This is a genomic window from Nocardiopsis sp. B62, from assembly GCF_018070675.1.
GTDB classification, from domain to species: Bacteria; Actinomycetota; Actinomycetes; order Streptosporangiales; family Streptosporangiaceae; genus Nocardiopsis; species Nocardiopsis prasina.
The window spans coordinates 97,808-120,932 of sequence record NZ_JAGPXK010000001.1 but is presented as its reverse complement, the minus strand read 5'-3'; the positions used below and the strand labels follow the sequence as shown (position 1 = coordinate 120,932).

Below are 23,125 nucleotides of genomic sequence, written 5' to 3'. Positions count from 1 at the left end.
GACCCGGAGACCGGCCAGCCCTACGTGGGCGTACTGCTCGGCGGATCGGACGGGCTGTCCCCCGACCGCTCCGTCACCCTGACCCGTGAGGACCTGGGTCTGGCCGACGACGGCGAGCTCCTCACCGTCCTGGACACCGGTGACCTCGACGGTGACGGCCACACCGACCTGCTCGTGGACGCCGGAAGCGGCTACGTGGTGTGGGGCGGACCCGAGGGCCCCTCCGGAGAGGCCCAGCCCCTGCCCTGGCTGGAGATGGACGACCCGAGGGGCATGTACGCGGTGTCCCTGGTCGTCGGGGACTTCGACGGTGACGGGAACACCGACGTCACCGTCCTCGACCACCTCCAGGGCTCCCCGATGGACGAGTTCGAGACCACCTTCCACCGGGGCCCCTTCGAGCGGGACGGCTCCGCCGCCGAGAGCCGCGAGGTGACCCTGCCCGACGACGCCGCGGACGCCGAGCTCGACGTGATCGACGCCGACGGCGACGCGGCGCTGGACCTGCTGCTGGTACGCAACCGCGACGAGTCCCCCGCACCCCACCTGGTACTCCGTTCCGGACCGGACGGCCCCGCCCAGGAGGTCGTCGGCGACACGGGGCTGAGCCACGCGTACGCGAACGGCGACTTCGACGGCGACGCCCACCCCGACCTGCTCATCGGGGTCAGCGGCATTCCCAACAACGAGCCGGGGTACGAGGACGAACTGCACCCGGGGTACGTGGACGCCTACGCGGGCGGGGACGGCTTCCTGGACGCCGAACCGAGCCGCCTCACCCTCGACAGCGAGGGCGTTCCCGGCGAAGCCGAGGACGGGGACGGGTTCGGCAACGGCCTCCTGGTGGGTGACGTCGACGGCGACGGGTACGACGACGCGGTGGCCATGACCGGACCGTTCCACTCCCACGAGACCGCCACCCTGCTGTTCGGCGGCCCGGAGGGCCTGACCGGTGAGCGGGCGGCCGCCCTGACGGTCCCGGAGCGCGGCGACCTCGGCTCCTACCACCACCACGCGCTGGCCGACTACGACGGTGACGGGCACCCGGACCTGCTGCTGAGCACCGTGCGACCGTCCATGCCGGAGGGCGTCACGGGGTACGTGCTGTTCCCGGGAGGACCCGGCGGCTTCGACCAGGAGCCGGTCGAGTTCACCACCGAAGGCTTGTAGGGCAGCCGGAGTCAGGGGACGGGAGTCCGTCTTCGGACAGGGGCCGGTTCGGGTTGTGGAAAACGCCCGAACCGGCCCTTCGCGTTCTAGTGTGGAATTCGCGCCCTCTCCCTCCGACCCCCCGGAGTACGCACGTGTACGAAGCCGCGCTCAAGCTGGGCGTCTCGGTCGTCAAGGCCGCCTGTGGCATCTGGATCGGCAACCCGATCGCGGAGAACGCCGCGACCACCGTGGTGGACCTGGTCCAGGAGAAGGTCACCGGCAGACGCGACCAGCGCAAGCTGGAGCGCAAGTTCGCGGAGATCGAGGAGAGCATCGCCGACCGGGTCGTCGGTTACCTCGACCACGAGTTCCAGGGTCTGGCCGAGAACGAGCGCGAGGCGGCGGTGCTGGCCGTCGCGGACGCCTTCGAGCGGGCCGGACTGACCGACCGCGTGCTGTTCGAGCAGGACCTGGACCCCCTGTACCTGGAGCGGTACGTGCGGGCCAGGGCACCCGGCGCCACCAGGGACCTCAGCGGGCAGGCGGTCGCCCTCTTCGACCGGGTCCTACCGGAGTCGTGTGCCTACGTGATGGCCACCCTGAGGACCCTGCCGCGCTTCCAGGCCGGGGCGTTCAGCGAACTGCTGCGCCGGGAGAGCCTGGTCCTGGGCAAGCTGGACGAACTGCTGGACCGCATCCCGGAGGCGGAGGGCCGGGAGGGGAAGGGCCGGGAGGAGGACGCCGAGGCTGCCTTCGTGACCGCCTACCGCAGGACGGCCGCCGAGCGGTGGGACGTTCTGGAGCTGTTCGGCACGGACGCGCGGACCCAGCGGTATCCGCTGACCCTGGCGTACCTGAGCCTTCGGGTGTCCTGGCACCAAGAGGAACAGGCGTGGGACCCGACACTGCACGCTGATCCAGCACTCTCGGGCGACCTGCGCGTGGAACAGGCTCTGGCCTCGCACAGGCGCACCTTCCTGCGCGGACCGGCCGGAACCGGCAAGACCACCCTGATGCGCTGGGTGGGGGTGCGTGCCTGCCGAGGCGACTTCCCCGAGGCGATGTCCGCCTGGAACGGGCTGATCCCCTTCATGGTTCCGCTCCGTCAGTACGTGGGCGAGAAGCTGCCCGAGCCCGCTGACTTCGTCCGGCACACCGGACGCCACCTGGCCGACCAGGCTCCGGTGGGGTGGGCGAACCGTGTGCTCGCCGAGGGCAGGGGGATCGTGCTGGTGGACGGTGTGGACGAACTCCCTCAGACCCAGAGAGAGGCGGCCCGGCACTGGCTGCGGGATCTCATGTCCGACTTCCCCGAAAGCCGGTACGTGGTCACCACCCGGCCCGGGGCCGCACAGGAGACATGGCTGGAGGCGGACGGGTTCGTCAGTGCCGAACTCCAACCGCTCACCGACGACGACGTCGGCTCCTTCATTCACCACTGGCACGAGGCGGTACGCAGCGAGATCGCCGACGAGGCCGAACTCGAACGCCTGGACACCTACGAACACGAACTCACTCGCAAGGTGTTGGGGCAGCGGCACCTGCGAGCGATCGCGGCGACGCCGCTCCTCTGCGCGCTGCTGTGCGCCCTGTACCGAGATCGGCACACATCGCTGCCCAGGGACCGGATGGAGGTGTACGAGGCTGCGCTGGCGATGCTGCTCAAGGACCGCGACCAGCAGCGCGGAATCGAGGGAGTGGAGCTGTCCCGGAGCGAACTGGTGCTGCTACTCCAGGAACTGGCCAAGTGGCTGATCATCAACGGCAGTTCGGACGCACCGACCGCCACCGCGCAACGCCAGGTCACCAAGGTGCTGCGAAGCATGCACCGGGTCACGGAGGAGCCGGGAGAGGTCTTCACCCACCTGATCGTGCGCAGCGGGCTGCTCCAGAGCCCGACGGTCGACCGGGTGAGCTTCCTCCACCGCACCTTCGAGGAGTACCTGGCCGCCAAGGCGATCGTGGAGGAGGACAGCTTCCCCTTACTGGTCAGCAAGGCGCATGACGACCAGTGGCACGAGGTGGTGGTGATGGCCGCCGGGCACGCCACCCCGACGCAGAGGGAGGAACTGGTCACCGGGCTGTTGGAGCGGGCTGACCAGGTGAAGAAGCATCACGACCGGCTGCTGTTGGTGGCCTTCGCCTGCCTGGAGACCTCTCCTCAGCTGGCCGAGCACCTCCGGGAGGCGGTGGAGAAACGGGTCCAGAGCATCCTGCCACCCAGAACCAAGGAGCACGTTCACGCCTTGGGGCTGGTCGGTGAGTCGGCTCTGCAACTGCTCGCGAGAACTCCGGCACAGAACGCGAGACAGGCAGCGAAAATCATCGAGGCGGCCTCGCTGATCGGCGGCCCGGAGTCAGCCTCCATCATCGGCCAGTGCCTATCCTTTCAAAGCTATGCCATATTCAGAGCCATGAGTGACGCTTGGCGCCGGGGAGCTTCGCCCGAACTGGCACGGATTCTACCAGAACACATCGACACCCACTATCCCTTTGCACTCACACTCCAATCCCGCCACCTGAATCTATTGACAGAGAATGCACGTGAGTCAAAAACGGTATCCATTGAAGGCGCAGATGGCGCAAATCTTCAACCGCTCACCCAGATGCACCAACTCGTCAACGTGCACCTCACAACCAGGGAGAATGAGCACTGGAAAAAGATTGACCTGAACCCACTGCGAGGACTGGATAAGCTGCGGAGATTCTCCAACCATGGAAACACGTCACTCGCCAACATAGAACCACTGACCAATTGCCCCATTTCCATGCTCTCCGTAAGCAACCCCGACAAAATTGTCGATATTGAAGCAATGAGTGAATTTCACGATCTCCAAGAGCTGCAATTCAATGAATCACTTCCCCTGCCCCCATTGAGCGAAATCATAGCCCAAGAGAACCGGAAGATCGGAATTACACTGAGATCACACATTGAAATAAGCAACCTGGACTACCTGAAATCGATACCCAACAAAATCAGAACACTCATGATATCCGACTGCCCCAACCTCAAAGACATCGAAGGGCTACTTAGCCAATCCGACTCCCTCGTTGAACTTTATTACACCGGGACCCCAACTAGCGCAATATCGCCAAACGTCACCAGAAAACTGGCCAAGCTAAATGAACTAAGCATGGGTGATTCAAACGGTGGTGAATTCGAAGAGTCGCTGACTGTCCTGCCTTCCCTGCGGAGCCTCCAACTGTCCTATGGCAGTTCCCCTTGGTCTGCACCCCGATGGATTCGCGACCTTCCCGAGCTGCGCAACCTACGCTTGACAGGCTGGGGTTCTGTGGACCTGACCTCACTGACTGGGATATCCGGTCTCACCGTCAGAGTTCCTTGGTCGCGTTCCGTCAAAGTGACCGGGGCGGAACTCCTCGGGGAGGGCTCACGTGTGGTGCGTGATACTCCCTACCTGTTCAGGCGGCAGGGAGGCGCAGGGACAGCTTGACCATGCTCAGGGTCCAAGGTCATCTCTGGATGGGCCCTTTGGCCCTTGTGTCCCTGATCGTCGCAGTTGGGAGAACCGCCTGGTCAGCGCGGGTGACCTGGAACACCGAGCTGACGCGGACGCAGCGACGAGCCCCGAGGACGCACACCTAGACTCGGGGGCGCCCCAGGACAGCTGCCGGAAAGAGTCCCCCATGCGCGCGACAGACGGCGACGCCCACCGCCACCTCAGCGAGGACCGGCTGTCGCTTCCGGAGGTGCGCCTGGACGATCTCCTTGACGAGGTCCGGTCCCGGATGACCGAGATCTCCCGGACACAGGAACGCATCCGCACGCTCCTGGAGGCCGTCGTCTCCATCGGCGAGGGCCTGGAGCTCGAACCCCTCCTGCTGCGGATCACCGAGACCGCGACCAGCCTGGTGGAGGCCCGGTACGGAGCGCTCGGGGTGATCGGCCCGGAAGGGGACATGAGCCGGTTCATCCCCGTGGGGCTCGACCCCGACGAGATCGACCAGATCGAGCACTGGCCCAAGGGCGAGGGCATCCTCGGGCTCCTCATCAAGGAGCCCAGACCCCTGCGACTGCGGAACGTGCGTGAACACCCCGAGTCGCGCGGTTTTCCCGCCGGTCACCCGCCCATGCACACCTTCCTCGGGGTACCGATCCGGATCCGGGACCAGGTCTTCGGCAACCTGTACATGACCGACAAGCTCGGAGGCGCCGAGTTCACCGGCGACGACGAGCTGCTGCTGCGCGCGCTGGCCACGGCTGCGGGCACCGCGATCGAGAACGCGCAGCTCTTCGCGCAGACGCAGAGCCGGGAGACCTGGCTGGACGCGTCCGGGCAGATCACCACCCGGCTGCTGTCCGGCGCCGCCCCGGAGGAGGTCCTGCGGCTGGTGGCCCGCAGGGCAAGAGTGATGGCCCACGCGGACCTCGCGGTGATCGCCATGCCCGGTGAGGAACCCGAGACGCTCACCGTGCGGGTGTGGGACGGCCCGGACGACCCGTGCGCGCCCCCGGACTCCGGTGCGCGGGGAGCCACCCTGACCCGTGAGGCCGACACCCTGCTGGGCCGGGTCTACCTGAGCGGGACGCCGGTGCGGACCGACGTCGTCGAGTTCGACCACCTCGGGGTGGGTTTCCTGAGCCGGATGGGGATGGGTCCGGTGCTGGTGCTGCCCTTCGGCCCGCCGGACGGTGCCAGGGGTGTCCTGGTACTGGCCCGTGACCAGGACCGGGAGCCCTTCCAGAGCAGTTGGTTGAGCATGTTGTCGTCGTTCGCCAACCAGGCGGCGGTGGCCCTGGAGCTGGCCGAGGCCCGATTGGACTCCGAGCGGCTGAGTGTGTTGGAGGACCGGGACCGGATCGCCCGGGACCTGCACGACACGGTCATCCAACGCCTCTACGCGACCGCTCTCACCCTGATGGGTACGGTGCGGCGGATCGACGACTCCACGTCGGCCGGTCGTGTCCAGGCGGCGGTCGACGATCTCGACGACACGATCAGGCAGATCAGGTCCACGATCTTCGCTCTCCAGAGCTCCGGCGGTGACGACTCCGCGTCCCTGCGTTCCCAGGTGCTGGCCGTGGTCAACTCGGCCACGGAGTCCCTGGGGTTCGCTCCCCGCCTGCTCACCCAGGGCCCCGTGGACAACGGGGTGGACGATCGGACCGGCGAACACCTGGTCGCCGTGCTGCGGGAGTTGTTGTCCAACGCCGCGCGTCACTCCGAGGCCGCCTCGGTGGACGTCCAGGTGTCCGTCGGTGACGACGCGTTGGTGCTGCGGGTGTCCGACGACGGTCGGGGGATTCGGGAGGGCGGCCACCGCAGCGGTCTGCGCAACATCGCCTCGCGCGCGCAGGAGCTGGGCGGGGCGGTGTCGGTGGTCTCCGGTCCGGAGCAGGGCACGCAGGTGGAGTGGTCGGTTCCGGCCCGGCACGGGGCCGAGGAGAGGACCGTCTAGGGCGTCCGGCCCCGGTTCCGGTGGGTCAGGCGGTCTGGTTCATCGACAGCCGCACGGCGTAGGCGGCCGCCTGGGTGCGGCGGGCCATGCCGAGCTTGGCCAGCACCCGGGAGACGTAGTTCTTCACGGTCTTCTCGGCCAGGTACATCCTGGTGCCGATCTCCCGGTTGGTCAGCCCCTCCCCGATGAGTTCCAGCACGCGCCGTTCCTGCTCGGTGAGTTCGCTCAGCGGGTCCTTGCGTACGGCCTCCGCGCGAAGCCGTTCCAGCATGCGGGTGGTGGACTCGGGGTCGAGGAGTGAGCGTCCCTCGGCGACCGTGCGGACCGCGCCGACCAGGTCGGTGCCGTGGATCTGCTTGAGGATGTAGCCCGAGGCTCCCGCCATGACGGCTCCGTAGAGGGCCTCGTCGTCGGAGTAGGACGTGAGCATGAGGATGCGGGTGTCGGGGAGCGTCGAGCGGATGTCGCGGCAGACCGTGACACCGTCGCCGTCCGGCAGGCGGACGTCGAGCACGACCACGTCGGGTTCGAGGGCGGGGACCCGGGCCAGGGCCTGGGCGGCGGTTCCGGCCTCGCCGACCACCTGGATGCCGTCCTCGTCGTCAAGGAGTGCTCCGACCCCTCGTCGGACGATCTCGTGGTCGTCCACCAGGAACACCCGGATCGTTGCGTCGCCGGCCATCGGGGCACATCTCCTCAGCGCTGGATGCGGTGACCGGGGACGGCGTCGCCGTCTCGGGTCGTGGTCGCACGGGGTCGTGGTCGCACCGTTGCGGTCCCGTGGCGGTGCACGGGTGAACGGGGGCGAGGGCGCGTGCCCTCGGGCGTGCGACGTCACGGTGCGCCTACCAGCCTAGACAGTTCAGATTGGTGACATATGAGTCGAACGTCCTTTTCTGTTTGGGGCGACTGTCCTGACGGGTAGTCCGCAGGTGAGGACCTTCGCCGTCGCTCAGGGGGCTCGTGCCCCTGCCGCTTCGGGGGACGACGGGCGACGATGGCGGAGGCCGGTACAGAGGGCATCGCACATCGGGGGGTCGTGATGACTGGAACAGGCGATACGGACGCGTCCGCTCAGGAACGGAGCTGGGTGGCCGGACAGGCCTCACCCCCGGAACAGCGCAGCGCCGAGGAGGGCACCGAGCGGCTCTCCGGGACGAATCAGTTGACGACCGGGGCCGACCTGGCCGACGACCAGCACTCGGCCTTCACGGTCCTGGAACGCCAGACCTGTTTCAACCTCCTGGCCACACGGGACCTCGGACGGGTCGCCTTCACCATCGAGGGGGACGCCGCGCCGACGGTGCTACCGGTCAACTACGCGATGGTCGACGACACCATCGTCCTCCGGTCCACGCTGGCCGGGACGATCATGCGTCACGCGCGGGGATACGCGGCGTTCCAGATCGACCACTTCGACGAGGATCGGCGCGAGGGATGGAGTGTGCTGGCCTCCGGTCGCTGCCGCTGGGTGCGTGACCCCGCCGAACTGGAGCGCATCCCGCAGGGGCGGCTCCCCCAGCCCTGGGCCGAGGGGCCGCGCGACCAGGTCCTGAAGATCACCCCGGGCCGGGTGACCGGGCGCGAGGTCCACCACACCTGAGAACGGGACACCGGGATCATGACGGGGTGAGCGCGGACGCCGGACGTCTGGTGTGTTTGGCACCAATCGGGGTATCGGTGGCGACATGGGAGCGCAAAGCCCGTTTCACCCCCGGTGTGTCCCTGACCCCGACGCGCGCCGCACGGAGACGATCACCTCGTGCGTCAGCGGTCATCACTGCCATCACGGTTCCGGCTCCGGAGCGGCGACGAACACGTCCACCCGCCGGGTGGGTGTCCGTTGAGGCCCCTGTGGGGGCGGGTCGCCCTGGGTGCGGGCGCGGCCGTCACCGCCACCCTCTTCACCGTCTCCGGTACTCCGTTGCTGCTCCAGCAGGCCACGGCGCTGACGCTGCCCTCCTCGTCCGCACCGGCCACACCGACCACGGACGGCGACTCCGAGAGGCTGAGGCTGCGTGTGCTGTCCTCCCGTCCCGGCACGGTCACGGGAGGGACGGCACTGGTGCGCGTGGAACCGCCGCCGACGGTCCAGCCGCACGAGGTGCGCCTGGAGGCGGACGGGACCGACGTCACCGACGCCCTGCGCCCGGTTCACCTGCCCGAGGGCGGGCACGCGCTGGAGGGTCTGGTCACGGACCTTCCCGAGGGGACGACCACCCTGGTGGCGGCGCTGGCCGGGGAGGCGGAGGCGGCGCTGTCCCCCGACTCCCCCGCCGAGGGACGTGTCGTGGTCACCAACCACCCCGTCGCGGGGCCGGTGTTCGCCGGGCCGCACCAGGACCCGTTCGTCTGCCAGACGGAGGACTTCGCCCTCGCCTGGGGCGGTGACCTGGGTGCCCCCATGGACGCCGACTGTTCGGTCGAGACCGTGGTGGGATACGTGTACCGCACCACGGACGGCAGCTTCGCCCCGCTGCCGGAGGGCCGCTCCCTGCCCTCCGACGTCGCCCGCACGACCACCTCCACCGGGGAGGAGGTTCCCTACACGGTCCGGGTGGAGACCGGTACGGCCAACCGGGCCGTGTACGAGACGGCCGTCCTGCACGACCCCCGCGACCCCGAACCCGACCCGTGGACCGCTCCGGAGGGCTGGAACCGCCGCCTGGTGTACAAGTTCGGCGGGGGCTGCCCCGGGGGCTGGTTCGTGCAAGGGGATCGGACCGCCGGGGTGGTGGACCACGGGATGCTCTCACAGGGGTACGCGGTGGCCTCCGCCTCTCTGAACGTGTTCGGGCACAACTGCGACGACCTGCTGGCGGCCGAGACCACGAGCGCCGTCAAGGAGCGATTCGCCCTCTCCCACGGCGTCCCCGACCACACGCTGGGTTGGGGTTCCTCCGGCGGCGCCTACCAGGCGCACCAGATCTCCGACAACTATCCCGGGCTGCTCGACGGGATCGTGGTCTCCCAGAGCTACCCAGACGTCGGCTTCTCGACCGTTCCTGCCGTCTCCGACGCCCTCCTGTTGCGCTCCTACGCCGAGGCGCATCCGGACGCCCTGACCAGGGAGCAGCTGCGCGCGGTGTCCGGGTTCGGCACCTGGGAGGGGATCAGCGCGATGGCGGACGCCGCCGCCCGGCTCGACCCCCGGGGCGTGTGTCCGTCCGCGCTTGCGCCCGAGGAGCGCTACCACCCGGACGACAACCCGGACGGCGCCCGCTGCGACGTGTTCTCCCACGCCCGCAACGTCTACGGAACCGACCCCGACACCGGTCTACCGCGCCGCCCGCTGGACAACGTGGGGGTGCAGTACGGGTTGTCCGCCCTGCTCGACGGCGACATCGACGTCGACCGGTTCCTGCACCTGAACGAGCACGTGGGCGGTCTCGACGAGGACGGCGCCGTGGTGCCCGAACGCACCGTGGGAGATCCGGTGGCGGTCCGGGCCGCCCACGACAGCGGTCGTCTGCTCCACGGAGGCGGCGGTCTCGCCGACGTCCCGGTGGTGGACCACCGCCCCCACCAGGACCACGCCCCGGACGGCGACATCCACATGCGCTACCACTCGTTCAGCACCCGGGAACGCCTGTTGGCCGCCAACGGCACCGCCGACAACCACGTGATGCTGGTGGAGGCGCACCGCGGCGGCGTGTTCTCCGCCGACCAGCCGGTGGCCGGTCGGGCGCTGACCGAACTCGACGCGTGGGTGACCGGCGCCGCCGAGCTGGCCCTGGCCGACCCCGGGGGGACGCCCGTCGACCACCTGCGACGGTCCCGTCCGGAGTGGCTGACGGACTCCTGCTGGATCGATGGGGAACGCGTGGTCGCCCCGCAGCGGCCGCTGCCGGAGGGCCGCGGAGACCGCTGCGCCGACGCCTTCCCCACCTACGGATCACCCAGGATCGGTGCGGGCGGTCCGCTCGCCTCCGACGTCGTCAAGTGCCGGCTCACCGAGTTCGACGAGGCCGCGCACCCGGCGGAGTTCGACGAGGAACAGGCCGAACGCGCCCGGGAGGTGTTCGCGGACGGAGTCTGTGACTGGTCGCGGCCGGGCGAGGGACAGCGGCCGCCCAGGGGTCCGTGGCAGTCCTTCTGACCTGATCACGGGTGCCGCGGAGCAGGAGCGCCGCCAGCCGGTCAGTCCTCGGGGATGTCGTGCCAGAGGAGGGCGCCGCCGCGCAGGGGGCGGTCGCGGCGCTCGTGGTCGGTGGTGACGTACTCGTCCACGACGTCGAGGAGCCGCCGGTTGAACTCCGAGAGCTCCTCGTCGTTGAGGTGCAGGGCGAACCGCCCGACGATCTGTACTGAGTCAGGTCCCGCTTCGTCGAGTTCGGTGGTGAACGCGGTGAGCGGTGAGGAGCGCTCGGCGGGCGGCGTGTCACCGAGGGGGTCATCCAGCCACCAGGTCTCCCCGGTGGCCCGGTAGGGCTTCTCCAACGCTCCGGCGGCGCCCTTGCGTGCAGGACCCGCGACGAGGAATCCGACGTCCACCAGGGTGCGCACGTGGTGGAGCACCGTGCCCGGGTTGGTGTCGAGCCGGTCGGCGAGCTCCCGGTTGGTGCGGTCCCTGATCAGGCACAGACGCAGGATGCGCAGGCGCAACGGGTGCCCGAGCGCCTTGGCCTCACGAGCTGTGGCCGGGCGCCGTCGGCGCCGGGTGGGCTGTTCGGGGTCCGGTTCTGCCATGGGTGCAGCCTAGTCGATTGATTGAACAACCCCAATCGATTGAGTTTTCTCAATCGACATGGCAGGCTCCGTGCATGTCCGATCCCCAAGGGCCGACGCCCATCGATCCCCCCGACTCCGCCACACCCGAACCCCCGCCCGGCACCGTGGACGCGTCCGACTCCGCGAGCGTGCCCGACTCCCTGGGCCACGCCTTCTGGCGGGTGTGGGTCTCCTCCGGCCTCTCCAACCTGGCCGACGGTGTACTGAAGGTCGCCCTGCCCCTGGCGGCCCTGCGCTTCACCGACTCCCCCGTACTCGTCGCCGGGGTCGCCGTGGCCCTGGGCCTGCCCTGGCTCCTGTGCGCCCTGCCCGCGGGGGCCCTGGCCGACCGCGTCGACCGGCGGTGGGCGATGGTCGGGGCCAACGTCGTGCGCGGTGCCCTGGTGCTCGTAGTGGCCCTGGGTCTGGCTCTGGACGTGGGCTCGATCTGGCTGCTGTACGCGGCCGCGTTCCTGATCGGGACGACCGAGACCCTCTACGACACCTCGGCGCAGTCGATCCTGCCGCAGATGGTCCACCGGGACCGGCTCTCCCGTGCCAACGGGCGGCTGTACGCCGTGGAGCTGACCACCAATCAGTTCGTCGGCCCGCCCCTGGGCGGCGCGCTGGTGGCGGTGAGCGTGGCCCTGGCCTTCGTGACCCCGGCCGCGCTGTGGGTGGCCGCCGTGGGCGTCCTGCTCCTGGTCCGCGGCCGGTTCCGGGTGGACCGTACCGGTCCGCCCACCGGCATGCGCGCCGACATCGCCGAGGGGCTGCGGTTCCTGTGGTCCCACCGCCTCCTGCGTTCGTTCGCCGTGATGGTCGGCGTCTCAAACTTCGCGACCAGTGCCGCGTTCGCGATCATGGTGCTGTACGCGGTGGGCCCGGACTCCCCCATGGGCCTGTCCGAACCCGCCTTCGGCGTGCTGCTGACGGCCACCGCCGTGGGCAGCCTCCTGGGTTCGTTCGTGGCGGAGGGGTGCGAGCGGTCGTTGGGCCGGGCCCGTTCGCTGTGGCTGTGCGTGCCCCTGTTCGCCCTGCTGGTCCTGGTACCCGGTCTGACCTCCAGCGCCTGGTTGGTGGGGGCAGGCTTCCTCCTCGGCGGGGTCGGGATCACTGTGTGGAACGTCATCACCGTGTCCCTGCGCCAGCGTGTGACCCCTGCGGCGCTGATGGGTCGGGTCAACAGCGTCTACCGTCTGCTGGCCTGGGGCACCATGCCGTTGGGCGCGGTGGCCGGCGGTCTGATCGCCGAGTTCCTCGGGCTCAGGGCGGTCTTCCTGAGCATGGGGGTACTCATGCTCACCCTGTTGGTCCCCTTGGCGCGCATGGACGAGGCGACCCTGGCCGCCGGGGAGAGCGCGGTCGAAGAACGCGGCACGGTCTGAGGAACGGGGCCAGGGGGCGGGTCCCGGAGCGGTTCCACGGCACGGCGAAACCCGGTGGACACCGTCCGTGCCCGCGGTGAGGATGGCACTGTGACAAGCGACCACCCCTCCGGCCCCGTCCCTCTCCCCGCGGACGACTCCGACGACGTCGAGATCCTGGAGGGCGGCAACGTCTCGGACCAGGTCCTGCGGATCGGCGCGACCGTGCGCAAGCCCTGGCTTCGTTCCTCCCCGGCCGTGACCGCCCTGCTGCACCACCTCCACCGGCACGGGTTCACCGGCGCCCCGGTCAGCCACGGCGAAGTCCCCGAGGGCTACCAGCGGCTGGTGTACGTCCCCGGCACCCTGGCCGACCGGATGCCGCCCCTGACCACGGGTGAACTCCGCGAACTGGGCGCGATGGCCCGGCGGCTGCACGACCTCACCGCTGACTTTCGACCTCCCGAGGGCGCGGAGTGGGACCACCTCTTCCCACCCGAGGAACCCGAGGTGATCTGCCACAACGACCTCGCTCCGTGGAACCTGGTCCGGAATCCGGAGGGCATCCAGGAGGCGTTCGACGGAGGCGGCCCACGGGCCGGGTCCTGGTGCCTCATCGACTGGGACGGCGCCGGTCCGGCCAGCCGCATGGGTGACCTCGGCTACGCCGCGCACGGGTTCGTCCCCCTGCACGCCGGGGGCGACCCCGGGGCCGACGGCGTCAGGCTGCGGGCCCTGGCGGACGGCTACGGCTGTGACACCGAGCAGCGCCGTGCCCTGCCCGGCGCCGCGCTGCGGCGGGTGCGCGGGATGTTCCACGTCCTTGAGGAGGGCTCGCGGACCGGTCGGCAGCCCTGGGCTCGCCTGCACGCCGAGGGGCACGCCGACCACTGGGGTCCGGCCGCCGACTACGTCGAACGGCACCAGGAGCGTTGGATCGAGGCGTTGACCGAACCGTGAGCCCCGCCCCGCAGGGGCAGGGTGCGCGCGGGGCCCCGGGTCCGGTCAGTCCGGCCGGACCCACACGAACGCGGCCGAGATCGGCAAGCCCCGGAACCTCTCCCACCTGGGTTTGGCCGCCACCCAGCCGTCGTCCACGACAGCCTCGTTCAGCTCCTCCAGACGCCAGCCACTGGCCAGGGCGGCGCTCACGTGGTCGCCGAGCAGGTGCACGTGGGTGGTGATGGCGACCTCCTCCCCGGAGGCGTCCGTGAAGTGCGTGGGCATGCCCGAGGCCATGATGAACTGCGGGTGGTAGGCGACCAGCACGCAGTGCCCACCCGGCCTGCTCAGCCGCCACGCCTCGGCGTAGAGGGGTGCGAGGTCGGGCAGGTGTTCGTCGATGAGCGAGGCGATGACGAGGTCGTAGGTGGCGCCCGGCAGACCGCTCGCCCGGACGTCGCCCTGGGTGAGGGTGTCGTGGGCGCCCCGGCTCCGCGCCAGGCCGAGCATTCCGGCGCTGAGGTCCACCCCGTCCACGTGTGCCACGTCCCTGCGGCGCAGCCAGGCTCCGGTGCGGCCGGTGCCGCAGCCGAGGTCGGCGGCGCGTCGGACGCGTGACCAGTCGGGTGCGGTGAGCCCGTCCAGCAGCGCCAGGTCCATGGCGTCGAGCACGGAGTCCTCGTAGGTGCTGGACCACCCGTCGTAGCCGGTGGCCACATCGACCGTGCGGTAGTGGCGGGTGTCGAAGTCGGAGAAGTCGGGCATGGGGCCGAGTATGGCTCGGCCGGAGCCGTCAGCGCGAGTGAGTTTCGCGGGGCCTGAGCTCACCGCTCGGTGGTCCGGGCTGCCCGGGTGGCGTGGACGGAACTCGCCGAAAAACCCGTTGCGGCGTCCTCATCCGCTCCCCTACCGTGCTGTCCATGGCAGCCTTCCACGCGATCTTCCGCGGCCAGCACGCCTGGCCCGTGGTCGCCCACGCCCTCACCCGTCTCCGGTCCGTTCCTCTGGACCGGTAGCCGAACCCCTCCGAGCGCACCGCCGTTTCCGCGCCCCGTTTTCCCCGGGGGCGACGTCGGCGGTGCCAGGGGGGATCGCGTTCACGCTCGGGCACGTCCTGCCTGTGACATGCCTTCGCCGTGACGGGTGTTCGCTCAGCCACGTATCGGTCCAGGCCCCGCCGACGTCCTCCTTCCTTCGGACGGGCAGCCGCGGACCTCTCCGGTTCCTTCTGCGCGCGCCCACCCCCTTGCGGGGTGGGGCGTTCCCTCGTGCTGCCCGTCCACGTCAGCCCGCCTCCAAGGCGGCAGAACGGACCACACGTGGCACGCCACTCCCGCGGAACCCCCGCCCACCGCGACCCCACCCACCGCGAGCGCGGTCCGGGCCGGGACGGGGGCCGACCGAACAACCGGCGGCGCCTCTCACAGAACTTCCTCGCCGACCCCGACACCGCGCGCTGGTTCGTGCGGCTCTCCGGGGTGAGCGCCGACGACCTGGTGGTCGAGGTCGGTCCCGGCGAGGGAGCCATCACCCGGTTCCTGGCACCGACCGCCCGTCGGGTGATCGCCCACGAACTCGACCCCCGGCTGGCCGAGCGGCTGGCCGACCGCTACCGGGACCCCGACGAAGGGGTGCGGGTGGTGCACGGCGACTTCACACGGTCGCGGCCACCGCGCGAACCGTTCTCGGTGGTGGGCAACATCCCCTACTCCCGAACCTCCGACATCGTCCGGTGGTGCCTGGAGGCGCCGATGCTGACCTCGGCCGTACTCGTCACCCAGCTGGAGTACGCCCGCAAACGCACCGGGGCCTACGGAAGATGGAGCCTGGTCACCGTGCTCAGTTGGCCGTGGTGGTCGTGGCGGCTGGCGGGGCGGATCGACCGGAACCGCTTCCGTCCCGCGCCCCGGGTGGACGCCGGAGTGCTGGTGCTGGGCAGGCGCACCGAACCCCTGGTGCCCGTGGGGCGCCGGGCACAGTACCGGCGCATGGTCGAACTCGGTTTCAGCGGCGTGGGCGGTTCGTTGTCGGCGTCCCTGTCCCGGGAGTTTCCGGCCGGGCGCGTGGGAGACGCGCTGCGGTCGGCGGGGGTGGACACGGGCACACCGGTGGGGCTCGTGCGCCCCGACCAGTGGCTGGAGGTCTTCCGCGCGCTGCGCGGTCCCGGTCGGCCGGGGCCTCGGCGCGACAGGCGAGGGTGAGAGCCCCTCACTTAGCGTGGAGGCATGCGACGATTCCTCCCCTGTGTCCTGACTCTTCCGATCCTCCTGCTCACCGGTTGCGGCACCCCCGAACAGGAGGTGTCACCGGACCCGTCGACCGTGACGGAGACCGCCACCGACGACGAATCCGTGCCCGAGGACCCGACCAACGAGACGGAGGAGCCCGAGGAGGGAGGCGACGCCCCCGTCGGGAGCCACGGGGACGGATCGGAGTACCGCTTCGGTGAGGGCGCGGTCCTCCCCCACCCGGTCGGCGCCTACGAGGAGGAGTTTCAGGAGGGCGTCGAGGAGGACGTTGTCTACACGGTGGACGACGTCGTCCTCGCCCCGTCCGGGCGGGTGGGGTTCACGCTGACGGTGGAGGTTCCGGAGCTGGGCCGCGTCTTCGGCACGGGCCTGCTGGACGTGCGGTGTTCCTACGAGGAACTGGAGGGGCCCGCCACCTCCGAGGCGATGCTCGGGGAGCTGGAGACCGGGACTCACGCGGTGGACATGGAGTGCGAGGCGCCGGACTCCCCGTCCTCCGTGCTGATCTCGGTGGTGAACGGGGAGGACGAGGCGGACTTCCGTGGCCCCGTGGGGTGAGCGGTGCGCTCGGTCAAGGAGCGTGGCCGCATACGGCCACGCTCCTTGGCAACCCGACCGGGGATCGAAGGTGTCCGACGAGCATGGACACCTTCGTCGCGTACCTCGGTTCGTCCTCCCCCGTGACCAGCTCCCTGGGAGAGACTCCCGGCCAGACCATCGCCCTCCTCCTCGTCCTCGGCTCGACGCTCCTCTTCCTCTGCGTCACCTTCCTGATCGCGCCGTCCGACAGAGGTGGTCAGCGGGGAGAGCACCGCAGCGGTGCGGGAGGCCACTCCGCCTCGGGCGGTGACGTCGGTGGAGGCGGCGTCAGTGACGGTGGTGGCGGGGGTGGTGGAGGCGGCGGTGACGGCGGGGGCGGCGGCTGCTGAGCACCGCCGCCGCGCCCGTGAGCCGATCCGGTTCAGACGCGCAGCACCGCGAAGGACGCGCCCGGGAGGGCGACCGTGCTCCCGCTGACCCTCGGCCGTCCCTGCTCCAGCAGCACATCCCGGGGCTCCGCCGTCAGCTCCACCTTGGTCTCCTCGTCTCCGAGGTTGCAGACCAGTCGCAGCGAACCCCGGGTCAGGGTCAGCGTGCGGCCGTCCTCGCTCGCGTCGACGCCGAACCGGTCCAGACGCGGATCGGCGAGTTCGGGTTCGGCCCGGCGCAGGGCGATCAGGGCCCGGTAGGTCTCCAGGGCGCGCGCGTGTGGCCCGTGTTCGGCCTCGGACCAGTCCAGCACGGCGCTGTCCCGGGTGGCGGGATCCATCGGGTCGGGCACGTCCTCCTCCGCCCAGCCGAGGTCGGCGAACTCGCGCCGCCGCCCCTGGCGCACGCCTTCGGCCAGGGCGGGGTCGGTGAAGGAGGCGAAGAACGGCCAGGGGGTTGTGGCCCCCCACTCCTCCCCCATGAAGATCATCGGGGTGTAGGGGGAGCAGAGGACGATGGCGGCGCCGCAGGTGAGAAGGTCCGGTGGGACGTGCTCGCCCATCCGGTCACCCCGGGCCCGGTTGCCGATCTGGTCGTGGGTGCTGAGGTAGCCGAGGAACCTGCTGCCGGGGACGCGTGCGGTGTCGACCCTGGCCCCGTGGTCACGCCCTCGGAACGTGGAGTGGGTCCCGTCGTGCCAGAAGACACGGCGGAGCGTCCGGGCGAGCACCTCCGGCCCCTCGAAGTCGGCGTAGTAGCCGTGGTTCTCACCCGTGAGGGCGACGTGCAGCGCGTGGTGGAGGTCGTCCGACCACTGCGCCGTCATGCCGAGGCCGCCGGCCTCCCGGGCCAGGACCGTGCGCGGGTCGTTGCGGTCGGACTCGGCGATCAGGGACAGCGGGCGTCCCAGACCGGCGGCCAGGGCATCGACCTCGGCGGAGAGTTCGGCGAGCAGGGGGACGGCGCGGTCGTCGCGCAGCGCGTGCACGGCGTCCAGACGGAGCCCGTCCAGGTGGTAGTGGCGGAGCCAGTCCAGAGCGCCGTCGACGATCAGCCGCCGGACCGGGTCGGAGTCGGGGCCGTCCAGGTTGAGGGCGGGACCCCAGGCGTTCTTCCCGGAGAAGTAGGGGCCAAAGCGCGGCAGGTAGGCGCCGGAGGGACCGAGGTGGTTGTAGACGACGTCCAGGAGGACGGCCAGGCCGCGGTGGTGGCAGGCGTCGACGAACCCCTTGAGCGCGTCGGGGCCTCCGTAGGGTTCGTGGACCGTGGACCACAGGACCCCGTCGTAGCCCCAGCCGTGGGTGCCGTCGAAGGCGTTGAGCGGCAGGAGCTCGACGTGGGTGACGCCGAGTTCGGCCAGATGCTCGAGGCGCTCGATGGCGGAGGTGAGGGTGCCCTCGGCTGTGAAGGTGCCGACGTGGAGCTCGTAGACGACAGCTCCGGCGAGTGGTCGGCCGGTCCAGGTGGGACGGGCGGTGTCGGTCCACGCGTACGCGGCGTGGTCGTGGACCCGGCTGGGGGCGTGCACGCCCTCCGGCTGCCAGAGGGATCGGGGGTCGGGCAGGGGTCGGGGGTCCTCGTCGAGGAGGTAGGCGTAGTCGGATCCGGGACCGGCGCCCTCCACCCACGCGTGCCACCATCCGTCCGCGGTGCGTTCCATGGGGTGGTCGGCGCCGTCCACGCGCACGCGCACGCGACGGGCCCGGGGTGCCCAGACGGAGAAGTCACCCTGGACGCCGCGTCCGGGGGTGACGGGCGGGACGGGGCTGGACGGGGCGGGGTGCGCGGCCGGTTCGTTCACGGGGGTGGCCTACCCAGGTGACCTGGACGCCACGCCGACCGTGGAATGGAGGGCGTGGTCCGGGCCCAACGCTTTCCGCCCCGGCCCGCTACTCGGCCCTGCGGTAGGTCTGGACGCGGACCGAGGCCGTGGTGGTGAAGGGGTCCGGGAGGGCCGCCACGCGGGACCTCAGCTCCTCGGGGGTGACGTGCCTGGCGCTGGGGCCCATTCCCACCACGGTCAGCACGTCCTCGTGGGCCAGCTCCATGGTGAAGCGCAACTCACGGGTGGCGACGTGGTCGAAGTGGCCCCCCAGGCTGTCGGCCAGGCGTTCGTCCTTGCGCGGGTCGACGTCGAGCAGGCCCAGGGCCTCACGGGGTTCCCGGAGGTGGTCGGGTGCAGGAGTGACGACCAGCAGGACCCCGGCGGGCTGGAGGACGCGGTGGAACTCGGGGGCGTTGCGGGGGGCGAAGACGTTGATCACGGCGTCGGCCGTGTGGTCGGCCAGGGGCAGGCGGCGCCAGGAGTCCGCGGTGACCGCACCGCTGCGGGGGTGCGCCCTGGCGGCCCTGCGCGCGGCGAACTTGGAGACGTCGGTGGTCAGGCCGACAGCGTCGGGGAGCGCGGTGAGCACCTGGGTGAGGTAGTGCCCGGTGCCGCCGCCGACGTCGACGATGACGCGACGTTGCGCGAGCTCCTCGGCCAGGGCCCGGCCGATGGGGTCGTAGTGCCCCCGTTCCTGGAAGCGCTGCCGTGCGGCGACCATGTCCCTGCTGTCTCCGGACCCGGGCGGGGTGGCGCCGGTGAGCAGGCTCGCGTAACCCTCCCTGGCGACGTCGAAGCTGTGGCCGCGGGCGCAGGTGAGCCCCTGGTCCAGAGGACGCGCGCAGACGGGGCAGGTCAGGGAGGCCGCCAGGGAGGCGGGCATGCGCAGCAGGGGGCCGGTCTTGTTCGTCATGATCGCGGTCAGCCTACCGTCTGACCAGGGTGGGGCCCGTCGCACACCCGCGTCCGCCGACGGGACCCCCTGGCTCCGGCTACGGGCCGACGGACCGGCCCGCGTAGTCGGGGGCGGGCTCGGCGAGGGCCGCGAGGTTCGCGGCGACCCCCTCGGGCAGGGGCACCGTCCGTCCCAGGGCCTGGTCGACGTGGAGCGCCATCAGTTCCTCGGTCGCCGCCAGGACGTCTCCGACCCACATCTCGTGGCAGATCCGCACCTTCTTGGCTCCCGGGCGCTCCGGCCCCGGACCGATCACCCGGGTGTGGATCTCGACCTCGGCGTCCGCCGTCACCTCGTTCAGGTACCGCACGTGCGCCTCAACCGTGTACAGCGAACAGCCGGACGCCTCACGGTAGGCGGCGTCGAGACCGACCCGGTCCATCAGCGCGTCCGTGGCGAACCCGAAGACCAGGACGTAGTAGGCCTCGCTGAGGTGGCCGTTGTAGTCGATCCACTCGGGTCGCAGCCGCTGGGTGAGTGTGGCGCTCACGCGGCCTCCCCGTTCCGCTCGGCGGCCTCCGCCCGTTCGACCTCCTCCAGCGCGCGGGCCACCGCGATCAGACGGCGGTCGCGCTGGGCGATCAGTTCGGCGGTGGAGCGCCCGGCCACGACCTCGTCGGTGCCCGCGACCATGCGGTCGCGCAGGTCCTCGGTGAGTTCGGGCGCCTCCAGACGGGTCCACGGCGACTTCAGGGACGGCCCGAAGTGGTCGAGCATGTGGGCCATGCCGCCCTCTCCCCCGGCCAGGTGGAAGGTCAGGCAGGGGCCGAAGAAGGCCCAGCGCAGCCCGGGGCCGCTGGTCATCGCCTGGTCGATCTGCTCGACGGTCGCCTCGCCCTCGGCGACCATGTGCAGGGCCTCGCGCCAGGCGGCCTCCTGGATGCGGTTGCCGATGAACCCCGGGAGCTCCTGGTCCATGCTGATCACGGACTTGCCCGCCGCGCGGTAGAAGTCCGAGGCCCAGTCGACGGCCCAGCGATCAGTGCGCTCACCGCCGACGACCTCGACCAGGGGCACCAGGTAGGGCGGGTTGAAGGGGTGACCGACGACGAGCCGTTCCGGCGTGGCGGCCGCCACCTGCATCTCACTCATGCTGTAACCGGAGGTGGACGAGGCGATGACCACGCCCTCCGGAGTGGCCGCGTCGAGTTCGGCCAGCAGGTCGATCTTGAGGTCGAGGCGCTCCGGAGCGCTCTCCTGCACGAAGTCCGCCTCCGCGACGGCCTCGGCCAGCGTGCCCACCACACGCAGGTTCTCCATGGAGGCGCCCTCGGCCAGGCCCAGTTCCTCCAGGGCGGGCCACGCCGAGGCGACCAGCCCGCGCAGCTTGCTCTCGGCGTCGGGGGCGGGGTCCCAGGCGACCACCTGGTAGCCGCGCCCCAGGTAGTGGGCGACCCAGCCGCCGCCGATCACGCCCGCTCCGACGCAGGCGACCGTGCGCACGGTCTCGGGGGTGGTTCTCGCGTTCTCCGTCATCGTGCTTCTCCTGTCGGGGGGTTCGGGGTGCTCGGTCGTCTTTTGTGGATCATTCCGCGCTCGCGACCACCAGGCCGCTCGCATCGGTGGTGGCTCCGCCGCCACCGGCGAAAGCATCCAAGAAACACGCCCTAGGACGCGCTGCGCAGCTGGAGCATGGCGCGGGCCTCGTCCGGTGTGGCCACCCGGGCGCCGAGCTGCTCGATGATGGAGACGGCCTTCTCGGTGAGCTGGCCGTTGGTGGCCTTCACTCCGCGGCTGAGGTAGAGGTTGTCCTCCAGGCCCACTCGGGCGTGTCCGCCGAGCAGCACCGACTGCGCCACCCACGGCATCTGCTTGCGACCGATGGAGAAGCTCGCCCACTGCGCGCCCGCCGGGAGCAGGTTCACCATCGACTGGAGCACGCCCGGGTCCGAGGGCGCCCCGTAGGGAATGCCGGTGCACAGCTGGAACATCGACGGGTCGTCGATGAGGCCCTCGGCGTGCATCGTCTTGGCGAACCACAGCTGGCCGGTGTCGAAGATCTCCAGCTCGGGGCGGACCCCCAGCTCCTGGATGCGCTTGGCGCCCGCGCGCAGCATGTCCGGGGTGGAGATGTACACCTGGCTGCCGTCCCCGAAGTTGAGGCTTCCGCAGTCCAGGGTGCAGATGTCGGGCAGCAGCTCCTCCACGTGTGGCAGGCGGTCCAGCCCGTTGACGAGGTCGGTGCCCTCCTCGAACCGGAGCGGGTCGTCCTGGCCGATCACCAGGTCACCGCCCATCCCCGCCGTGAGGTTGATGACGATGTCGACGCCGGTCTGGCGGATGCGGTCGACCACCTCCCGGTAGAGGGCGTTGTCACGGGAGGGAGCGCCCGTCTCGGGGTCGCGGACGTGGATGTGCACCACGCTGGCGCCCGCCTCGGCGGCCTCGACGGCGGCGGCCGCGATCTGCCGGGGGGTGACGGGGACGTGCTCGCTGCGGCCGACGGTGTCTCCCGCGCCGGTGAGGGCGCAGGTGAGGATGGGTGTGGGGTTCATGAGGTCGCTCAAGGCGGGGCTCCGTCTCTGGGCGTGTGCGGTGATGGTGCGGGTACGGGGGGTCTCACCCGAGAACGTCTCGGTCGATGACCGAGCGCAGGGTGTGGCGCATGTGGTCGACGGACCGTCCGGGCATCCCGGTCATGACCTGGATGCCCAGGCCGTCGATGAGGGCGGTGAGGCGTCTGGTCGTCTCCTCGACGTCGAGGTCGCCGAAGGTCCCGCTCTCCTTCCCCTCCCGGAGGGTGCGGGCGATGGTCTCGTGCCAGCGCCGGTAGGAGTCGGCGTGCAGCTCACGCATCCGGGGGTCCAGTGCGGCCGCCGTCCACACCTGGAGCCAGATCGACCACTCCAGGCGCAGGCGGTCCGATCCGGGCAGCTGGAGCTCGATGAGCTGGAGCAGGCGCTCGTACGGGTCCTCGATGGTGTGCAGCCCGGCGACCTGGCGGTCGAACGCCTGCTTGACCGAGTGGCGCAGCGCCTCCACGAGGAGGTCGTTCAGGGTCGGGAAGTGGTAGTGGACGGTGGCGCTGGAGGTGCCGCAGGCCTGGGCGACCTGGGCGACGCGCACCGAGTGGTAGCCGTGCTCCGCGATGAGGGTCCAGGCGGCCTCGATGATCTGGAGACGCCGGTTGTGTTCCCGGGCGGCCTTCGGGTGATCCGCCAGACTCGCGGACGGCGGTCTGACCGCCGACGAGTCGCGCGGGGCGGCCGAGACCGTGTCGGCGTCGTCCTCACCGTTGATGAGCCAGTTGACCGTCACCCCGGTCTCGTCGGCGATACCGGCCAGTTCCAGGGCGGTGAACCGCCGGGTGCCGGTCAGGGACTTGGAGAGTTTGCTGGGCTCGATGCCGAGTCTGGTCGCGAACTGCCGCTGGGAGAGACCGGATCGGCGGATCGCCTCCCGGGCCCTGCCTCGTACGTCGTCGACCACGTTGTCGTTCACGATGAGAACGTAACAACGCCATGGCGATTATCGCAACATGTGATCGAGAAACACTTCGCCGCAGACCCGTCGATCCGACCGCTCCGACCTGACC

The 23,125-nt window shown here is 70.5% G+C and carries 19 protein-coding genes; 10 read left to right on the top strand and 9 right to left on the bottom strand.

What is annotated here, in order from left to right; all coding sequences use genetic code 11:
* Window positions 1–24 precede the first annotated feature (24 nt).
* The 3 genes from KBX21_RS00540 (at window position 25) to KBX21_RS00530 (ending at window position 6,573) form a co-directional block, all read left to right on the top strand.
* Complete coding sequence (locus tag KBX21_RS00540) at window positions 25–1,170, top strand: VCBS repeat-containing protein (RefSeq protein ID WP_307869119.1); 1,146 nt, start codon at window positions 25–27, stop codon at window positions 1,168–1,170.
* Between the two features lie 134 nt (window positions 1,171–1,304).
* Window positions 1,305–4,607: an NACHT domain-containing protein gene (locus KBX21_RS00535; protein WP_210840641.1), complete on the top strand. Its 3,303-nt coding sequence runs from the start codon at window positions 1,305–1,307 to the stop codon at window positions 4,605–4,607.
* Window positions 4,608–4,800: 193 nt separating this feature from the next.
* Window positions 4,801–6,573: a GAF domain-containing sensor histidine kinase gene (locus KBX21_RS00530; protein WP_210840640.1), complete on the top strand. Its 1,773-nt coding sequence runs from the start codon at window positions 4,801–4,803 to the stop codon at window positions 6,571–6,573.
* Between the two features lie 25 nt (window positions 6,574–6,598).
* On the opposite strand, the gene KBX21_RS00525 is transcribed toward KBX21_RS00530, so the two are convergent.
* Window positions 6,599–7,255 carry a response regulator transcription factor gene (locus KBX21_RS00525; RefSeq protein ID WP_049575248.1) on the bottom strand — a complete coding sequence of 219 codons (657 nt, stop codon included), beginning with the start codon at window positions 7,253–7,255 and terminating at the stop codon, window positions 6,599–6,601.
* Window positions 7,256–7,615: 360 nt separating this feature from the next.
* On the opposite strand from KBX21_RS00525, the gene KBX21_RS00520 reads away from it, so the two are divergent.
* Both KBX21_RS00520 and KBX21_RS00515 read left to right on the top strand, forming a co-directional pair.
* A complete protein-coding gene (locus KBX21_RS00520) occupies window positions 7,616–8,176 on the top strand; it encodes a pyridoxamine 5'-phosphate oxidase family protein (protein ID WP_049575251.1) in 561 nt (186 codons plus the stop codon).
* Between the two features lie 240 nt (window positions 8,177–8,416).
* Entirely contained in the window at window positions 8,417–10,672 is a 2,256-nt protein-coding gene (locus tag KBX21_RS00515) for a DUF6351 family protein (protein WP_210840639.1), read from the top strand.
* Window positions 10,673–10,713: 41 nt separating this feature from the next.
* Here the strand turns inward: KBX21_RS00515 and KBX21_RS00510 are convergent, their stop codons facing one another.
* Complete coding sequence (locus KBX21_RS00510; protein ID WP_049575259.1) at window positions 10,714–11,262, bottom strand: winged helix-turn-helix domain-containing protein; 549 nt, start codon at window positions 11,260–11,262, stop codon at window positions 10,714–10,716.
* Window positions 11,263–11,336: 74 nt separating this feature from the next.
* On the opposite strand from KBX21_RS00510, the gene KBX21_RS00505 reads away from it, so the two are divergent.
* Both KBX21_RS00505 and KBX21_RS00500 read left to right on the top strand, forming a co-directional pair.
* Complete coding sequence (locus KBX21_RS00505; RefSeq protein WP_369801097.1) at window positions 11,337–12,671, top strand: MFS transporter; 1,335 nt, start codon at window positions 11,337–11,339, stop codon at window positions 12,669–12,671.
* Between the two features lie 90 nt (window positions 12,672–12,761).
* The gene (locus KBX21_RS00500; RefSeq protein WP_210840638.1) at window positions 12,762–13,610 is read left to right on the top strand and encodes a phosphotransferase enzyme family protein; all 849 of its coding nucleotides are present in this window, start codon (window positions 12,762–12,764) and stop codon (window positions 13,608–13,610) included.
* A gap of 45 nt (window positions 13,611–13,655) precedes the next feature.
* On the opposite strand, the gene KBX21_RS00495 is transcribed toward KBX21_RS00500, so the two are convergent.
* Window positions 13,656–14,357, bottom strand: a complete 702-nt coding sequence (locus tag KBX21_RS00495; RefSeq protein ID WP_049575263.1) for a class I SAM-dependent methyltransferase — start codon at window positions 14,355–14,357, stop codon at window positions 13,656–13,658.
* 554 nt (window positions 14,358–14,911) lie between these two features.
* Here KBX21_RS00495 and erm point away from each other — a divergent pair.
* The 3 genes from erm (at window position 14,912) to KBX21_RS00480 (ending at window position 16,770) form a co-directional block, all read left to right on the top strand.
* Window positions 14,912–15,793: an ErmE/ErmH/ErmO/ErmR family 23S rRNA (adenine(2058)-N(6))-methyltransferase gene (gene erm / locus KBX21_RS00490; protein WP_210840637.1), complete on the top strand. Its 882-nt coding sequence runs from the start codon at window positions 14,912–14,914 to the stop codon at window positions 15,791–15,793.
* Between the two features lie 24 nt (window positions 15,794–15,817).
* On the top strand, window positions 15,818–16,399 hold the full coding sequence (locus KBX21_RS00485; RefSeq protein WP_049575271.1) for a hypothetical protein: 582 nt from the start codon (window positions 15,818–15,820) through the stop codon (window positions 16,397–16,399).
* An 83-nt stretch (window positions 16,400–16,482) separates the two neighbouring features.
* Window positions 16,483–16,770 (top strand): hypothetical protein, encoded by a 288-nt coding sequence (locus KBX21_RS00480; protein WP_210840636.1) that lies wholly within the window; start codon window positions 16,483–16,485, stop codon window positions 16,768–16,770.
* Window positions 16,771–16,802: 32 nt separating this feature from the next.
* Here KBX21_RS00480 and treZ read toward each other — a convergent pair whose 3' ends face one another.
* The 6 genes from treZ to KBX21_RS00450 form a co-directional block, all read right to left on the bottom strand.
* Entirely contained in the window at window positions 16,803–18,611 is a 1,809-nt protein-coding gene (gene treZ, locus KBX21_RS00475; protein WP_210840635.1) for a malto-oligosyltrehalose trehalohydrolase, read from the bottom strand.
* A gap of 88 nt (window positions 18,612–18,699) precedes the next feature.
* Window positions 18,700–19,548, bottom strand: coding sequence for a putative RNA methyltransferase (locus tag KBX21_RS00470; RefSeq protein WP_210840634.1), 849 nt, complete (start codon window positions 19,546–19,548; stop codon window positions 18,700–18,702).
* Between the two features lie 79 nt (window positions 19,549–19,627).
* Window positions 19,628–20,080 carry a thioesterase family protein gene (locus tag KBX21_RS00465; RefSeq protein WP_210840633.1) on the bottom strand — a complete coding sequence of 151 codons (453 nt, stop codon included), beginning with the start codon at window positions 20,078–20,080 and terminating at the stop codon, window positions 19,628–19,630.
* On the bottom strand, window positions 20,077–21,066 hold the full coding sequence (locus KBX21_RS00460) for a 3-hydroxyacyl-CoA dehydrogenase NAD-binding domain-containing protein (RefSeq protein ID WP_049579162.1): 990 nt from the start codon (window positions 21,064–21,066) through the stop codon (window positions 20,077–20,079). Before KBX21_RS00460 ends, KBX21_RS00465 begins: the two co-directional genes overlap by 4 nt.
* 131 nt (window positions 21,067–21,197) lie before the next feature.
* Window positions 21,198–22,097, bottom strand: a complete 900-nt coding sequence (locus tag KBX21_RS00455; RefSeq protein WP_049579163.1) for a 3-keto-5-aminohexanoate cleavage protein — start codon at window positions 22,095–22,097, stop codon at window positions 21,198–21,200.
* Between the two features lie 52 nt (window positions 22,098–22,149).
* The gene (locus KBX21_RS00450; protein WP_049579165.1) at window positions 22,150–23,031 is read right to left on the bottom strand and encodes a TetR/AcrR family transcriptional regulator; all 882 of its coding nucleotides are present in this window, start codon (window positions 23,029–23,031) and stop codon (window positions 22,150–22,152) included.
* Window positions 23,032–23,125: the final 94 nt, after the last annotated feature.

Excerpts from the sequence above, each read along its gene's own strand:
- KBX21_RS00510 (WP_049575259.1), bottom strand. The coding sequence starts at position 11,262 with ATGGCAGAACCGGACCCCGAACAGCCCACCCGGCGCCGACGGCGCCCG.
- KBX21_RS00520 (WP_049575251.1), top strand. The coding sequence starts at position 7,616 with ATGACTGGAACAGGCGATACGGACGCGTCCGCTCAGGAACGGAGCTGG.
- KBX21_RS00525 (WP_049575248.1), bottom strand. The coding sequence starts at position 7,255 with ATGGCCGGCGACGCAACGATCCGGGTGTTCCTGGTGGACGACCACGAG.
- KBX21_RS00530 (WP_210840640.1), top strand. The coding sequence starts at position 4,801 with ATGCGCGCGACAGACGGCGACGCCCACCGCCACCTCAGCGAGGACCGG.
- KBX21_RS00460 (WP_049579162.1), bottom strand. The coding sequence starts at position 21,066 with ATGACGGAGAACGCGAGAACCACCCCCGAGACCGTGCGCACGGTCGCC.
- KBX21_RS00470 (WP_210840634.1), bottom strand. The coding sequence starts at position 19,548 with ATGACGAACAAGACCGGCCCCCTGCTGCGCATGCCCGCCTCCCTGGCG.
- KBX21_RS00480 (WP_210840636.1), top strand. The coding sequence starts at position 16,483 with ATGGACACCTTCGTCGCGTACCTCGGTTCGTCCTCCCCCGTGACCAGC.
- KBX21_RS00505 (WP_369801097.1), top strand. The coding sequence starts at position 11,337 with ATGTCCGATCCCCAAGGGCCGACGCCCATCGATCCCCCCGACTCCGCC.
- KBX21_RS00485 (WP_049575271.1), top strand. The coding sequence starts at position 15,818 with ATGCGACGATTCCTCCCCTGTGTCCTGACTCTTCCGATCCTCCTGCTC.
- KBX21_RS00495 (WP_049575263.1), bottom strand. The coding sequence starts at position 14,357 with ATGCCCGACTTCTCCGACTTCGACACCCGCCACTACCGCACGGTCGAT.